Here is a 4,197-nt window from a genome sequence, read left to right as displayed (position 1 = left end):
CCTGGTCGTCTGCATCCTGATCGCCTACCTGGTCAAGACCGGCCGCAAGGACCGGCTGCCCCCGGTCTGGGCCGGCGTCGGCGTGGCCGTCGGTGAGGATCCGCTGGGCGTGGACGGGGTCGGTGATCAGGCCGACGGCCGCCACCGGAAGGTCGGTCGCGGTGCGGACCGCCTCGGCGAAGGGCACCTGGTAGCCGGGGCCGGAGCCGACCTTGGCGTCGGGGGCGATGCCGCCGGTGGAGACGTCCAGCAGGTCGACGCCGTGCGCGCGCAGCTCCTTGGCGAGGCGGACGGTGTCCTGCGAGGTCCAGCCCTCGCGCTCGTCCTCGGGGTTCTCGGTGAGCCAGTCGGTGGCGGAGACCCGGAAGAACACCGGCAGGTCCTCGGGCCACACGGCGCGGACGGCGTCGACGACCTCCAGGGCGAAGCGGATCCGGCCCTCGAAGGAGCCGCCGTAGGCGTCGGTGCGGCGGTTGCTGTGCGGGGAGAGGAACTCGTGGACGAGGTAGCCGTGCGCGCCGTGGACCTCGGCGATCTGGAAGCCGGCGTCGAGCGCGCGCCGGGCGGCGTCGGCGAACTGGGCGACGATCTCGCCGATCTGCTCGACGGTGAGCTCCTGCGGGGTGACCCGCTCCGTGTCGAAGGGGACGGCGCTGGGGGCGACCGGCGTCCAGCCGTGCGGCTCGTCCGGGGCGATGGCGCGGCCGCGGTCGACCCAGGTGCGTTCGGTGGACGCCTTCCGCCCGGCGTGGGCGAGCTGGACGCCGACGGCGGTGCCGCGCGCCTTGACGAAGTCGGTGATCCGGCGGAAGGCCTTCGCCTGGGTGTCGTTCCACAGCCCGAGGTCGTAGGGCGAGATCCGGCCCTCGGGGCTGACGGCGGTGGCCTCGGTGAGGATCAGCCCGGCGCCGCCGACGGCGCGTGCCGCGAGGTGGGTGAAGTGCCAGTCGGTGGGGACACCCGCCGCCTCGCCGTCCGGCGCGGCGCTGTACTGGCACATCGGCGCCATCCAGACCCGGTTGGGCACGGTCAGTGACCGCAGGGTGTACGGGCTGAAGAGGCTGGTGCTCATGTCGGACTCCCGGAAGGGACGGAGGACGGAGAAGAGGCGTGCCAGAAGAGATTGCAGCTGCAATCTCTGCCGCTACAATAGTTGCGTGCGCGGCATAAGCGCAAGCGGTTCTTCTTCCGTCGGGGCCCCGCCGGGCGGCGGCCTCACAGTCCGCGGATCTCGCGCCTGGTCAGCGCGTACCCGAACGCGATCAGCAGGCAGAGTCCGGTCGTCGCGAACACCCCCCGGCTCCCGAAGGCGTCCACCGCCGCGCCGGCCGCGATCACCGAGAGCGGGAAGACGCCCAGCGCGCAGAAGGTGATCGCCGCCATGACCCGGGCCAGCAGCTCGGGCGGGGTGTTCCGCTGCACACCGGTGACGACCAGGACGTTGGTCACCGTGCTGGCGCCACCGGCCAGGAGGAGCAGCAGCACGGCGCCGACGATCCCGGTGAACGGCACCAGGCCGATCGCCGCACCCATCACCAGGCCGGAGAGCATCGCCGTGCGGCCGCGCGAGCGCAGGTCGGTGAGGCCGGCCGCGAACAGGCCGCCGACCAGCGCGCCGCCGGTGAACGCGGCGAGCAGCAGGCCCAGCCCGACGGCGCCGGCGGCGAAGCCGTCGGTGGCCAGGGCCGGCAGGGCGACCCGGGTGGCGCCGCCGACCGTCAGGTTCGCGATCACCGTCACCGTGAGCACCGCGCGCAGCAGCGGCGACTCCCTCAGCAGGGAGCGGAAGTTCCGTGGCACGGACGCCCGTTCGGAGATCGGACGGGGCTGGGCGACGAGATGGCCACGGCCGATCAGCAGCAGTGTCGCCGCCGACACCGCGAAGGTCGCCGCGTCCAGGCCCAGGGCGGCGGCCGGGTTCAGCCAGGCGACCAGCGGACCGGCCACCGCCGGGCCGACCAGACCGGCGCCGAAGGTGACCGTGCTGTTCAGCGCGTTGCCCGCGTGCAGGTCCTCGGCGGGCAGCAGGGTCGGGGTGATCGCCCAGGCGGCCGGCAGGAACACCCCCGCCCCGACGCCCACCAGCAGCGCGAGCCCGCCGATCAGCCAGTAGTTCGCCGCGCCGCCGGCGGCGACCGCGCACAGTCCGGCGGTGGCCAGCAGCCGGCCGAGGTCGGCGGCCAGCATCACCCGCCGGGCGCCGAACCGGTCGGCGAGCATCCCGCCGAGCGGGGTGGCGGCCAGCCGTCCCGCGCCGTAGGCGGCGACCACCAGGCTCAGCTGGCGGGCGCCCCCGGCCAGGGAGTAGACCAGCAGCGGCAGGGCGACCACCTGGAAGGCGTTGCCGAACTCCGAGGTGGCCTGCCCGATCACCAGCAGTCGGTAGCCGCGCGAGCGCAGGGGCGCGAGGCCGATCCGGGGGCGGAACCGCAGCAGTCCGGTCGCCCCCTCGGCTCCGGCCCGGTCCGTTCCCGTGCTGCTAGCCATCGAGCGAGACCGGCAGCGACTCCAGGCCGCGCAGCATGATCGTGTTGCGCCAGGGCAGGGTCTCCTCCTCTGCGGCCAGCTCGATCCGCGAGAAGCGCTCCAGCAGGCCGGTCAGCGCGACCTCGCTCTCCAGCTTGCCGAGGAAGGAGCCGAGGCAGCGGTGCAGGCCCTGGCCGAAGGCCAGGTGGCCGGGATCGCCCCGGTCCAGGACGAGCCGGTCGGGATCGGTGAAGCGGGCCGGGTCCCGGTTGGCCGCGCCGAGCGAGAGCAGCACCAGTTCGTCCGCCGGGACCTCCACGTCGTCGACCATCACCTCGGCGTTGGTGAACCGCAGCGTGGCCATGCTGACCGGGGACTCGTAGCGCAGGAACTCGTCGATCGCGACCGGCATCGCCGCCGGGTTGGCGCGCAGCCAGGCGAGCTGGTCGGGGTGGTGGAGCAGTGCCAGGGTGGCGGTGCCGAGCAGGTTGACGGTGGTCTCGTGCCCGCCGATCAGCAGCAGGAAGACCATCGAGAACACCTCCTGCTCGGTGAGTTCACCGGCGTCACGGGCCTGCACCAGGTCGGTGAGGATGTCCGCGCGCGGCGAGGCCTGCCGGGCCGCCATCAACTCCCGGAGGTAGTCGTTGAGTTCGGTGGTCGCCTGGTCGAACGTCAGCTCGCCGCCCTGGGTGAGGATCGCCGTCGACCAGGTGCGGAAGGCCTGCATGTCCTCCGGCGGGAAGCCCAGCAGCTCGCAGATGATCATGATCGGCAGCGGGAAGGCGAAGTCCGTCACCAGATCGGCGGTCTCCCGCCCGCGCAGCCCGTCCAGCAGGCCGCCGGCGACGCGCTCGACCATCGGCCGCATCAGATCGACCCGCCGACGGGTGAACACGCCCTGGATCAGGCGGCGCAGCCGGGTGTGGTCCGGCGGGTCGCTGTTGAGCATGTGGACCACCTCCGAACCCAGCGTCAGGCCGGAGCCCCGCCCGCTCGCGATGGCCTGGCTGCGCCGGACGTCCTGCCCGAACCGCGGGTCCATCAGCGCGGCCCGGACGTCCTGGTAGCGCGTCACCAGGTAGACCGGCAGGCCCTCGCCGAACTCGACGACGGAGACCGCGCCGGCCTCGCGGATCCGGGCGAGCGTGGGGTAGGGGTCGCGGATGAACGCGGACATCCGCGCGGCGGCGTCGTCGACCGCGGTGCTCATGGATCTCTCCTCGGACTCGGACTCGGACTCGGAGCGGGACTCGGAGCGGGGCTCGGAACTCTGACGGCCACGCGGCCGCACGGCTACACGGTCAGCGACGGGAACGGCCAGCGCCGCACCCGCATGGGCAGGAACCAGACGCGGCCGGCCTGCTCGGCGGTCAGACCGGCCTCGGCGAGGTCCCGGCGCACGGCGTCCGGCAGCCGGTCGGGCTCGACGCCCTCGGCCAGCGCGTCCAGCCGCGCCAGGTGGCCGGGCTCGTCGATGGTGAACAGCTCCAGCGTCCCGAACCGGCGGTCGCGCACCTCGACGAAGCCGGGGCCGCGCCGGAACACGCACTTGCTCGGGAAGTACGTGGCGCGCCAGTCGGCGAGGACGTCCGGCGGTGCGCCGGTCAGCCGCTCGGGCGGGTAGAGGTGGTGGAACCGGCGCCGCGCCGCGCAGCCGTCCGCGCAGACCGCGTGCCAGAGCACGGCCAGGCCCTGCCCGGTGGCCTCGCGCAGCAGCATCAGCGCCCG

At 73.8% G+C, this 4,197-nt stretch carries 4 protein-coding genes; all 4 read right to left on the bottom strand.

The features are described from left to right. Window positions 1-1,072: NADH:flavin oxidoreductase/NADH oxidase (locus ABD308_RS04550; protein WP_344325887.1), on the bottom strand; the 1,072-nt coding region annotated here is incomplete at its 3' end. A gap of 143 nt (window positions 1,073-1,215) precedes the next feature. Next, window positions 1,216-2,487: an MFS transporter gene (locus ABD308_RS04545; protein ID WP_344325884.1), complete on the bottom strand. Its 1,272-nt coding sequence runs from the start codon at window positions 2,485-2,487 to the stop codon at window positions 1,216-1,218. Then, window positions 2,480-3,679, bottom strand: a complete 1,200-nt coding sequence (locus tag ABD308_RS04540) for a cytochrome P450 family protein (RefSeq protein WP_344325881.1) — start codon at window positions 3,677-3,679, stop codon at window positions 2,480-2,482. The genes ABD308_RS04545 and ABD308_RS04540 overlap by 8 nt, the downstream gene beginning before the upstream one ends. Window positions 3,680-3,762: 83 nt before the next feature. Further along, the coding region (locus ABD308_RS04535) for a DUF5825 family protein (RefSeq protein WP_344325878.1) at window positions 3,763-4,197 on the bottom strand (435 nt) is incomplete at its 5' end.

The sequence above is a fragment of the Kitasatospora putterlickiae genome, from assembly GCF_039527695.1.
GTDB lineage: Bacteria > Actinomycetota > Actinomycetes > Streptomycetales > Streptomycetaceae > Kitasatospora > Kitasatospora putterlickiae.
The sequence above is the reverse complement of the archived record's forward strand: the minus strand, read 5'-3'. Positions and strand labels throughout refer to the sequence as shown.

Coding starts and splice junctions, on each gene's coding strand:
- ABD308_RS04545 (WP_344325884.1), bottom strand. CDS start 2,487: ATGGCTAGCAGCACGGGAACGGACCGGGCCGGAGCCGAGGGGGCGACC.
- ABD308_RS04540 (WP_344325881.1), bottom strand. CDS start 3,679: ATGAGCACCGCGGTCGACGACGCCGCCGCGCGGATGTCCGCGTTCATC.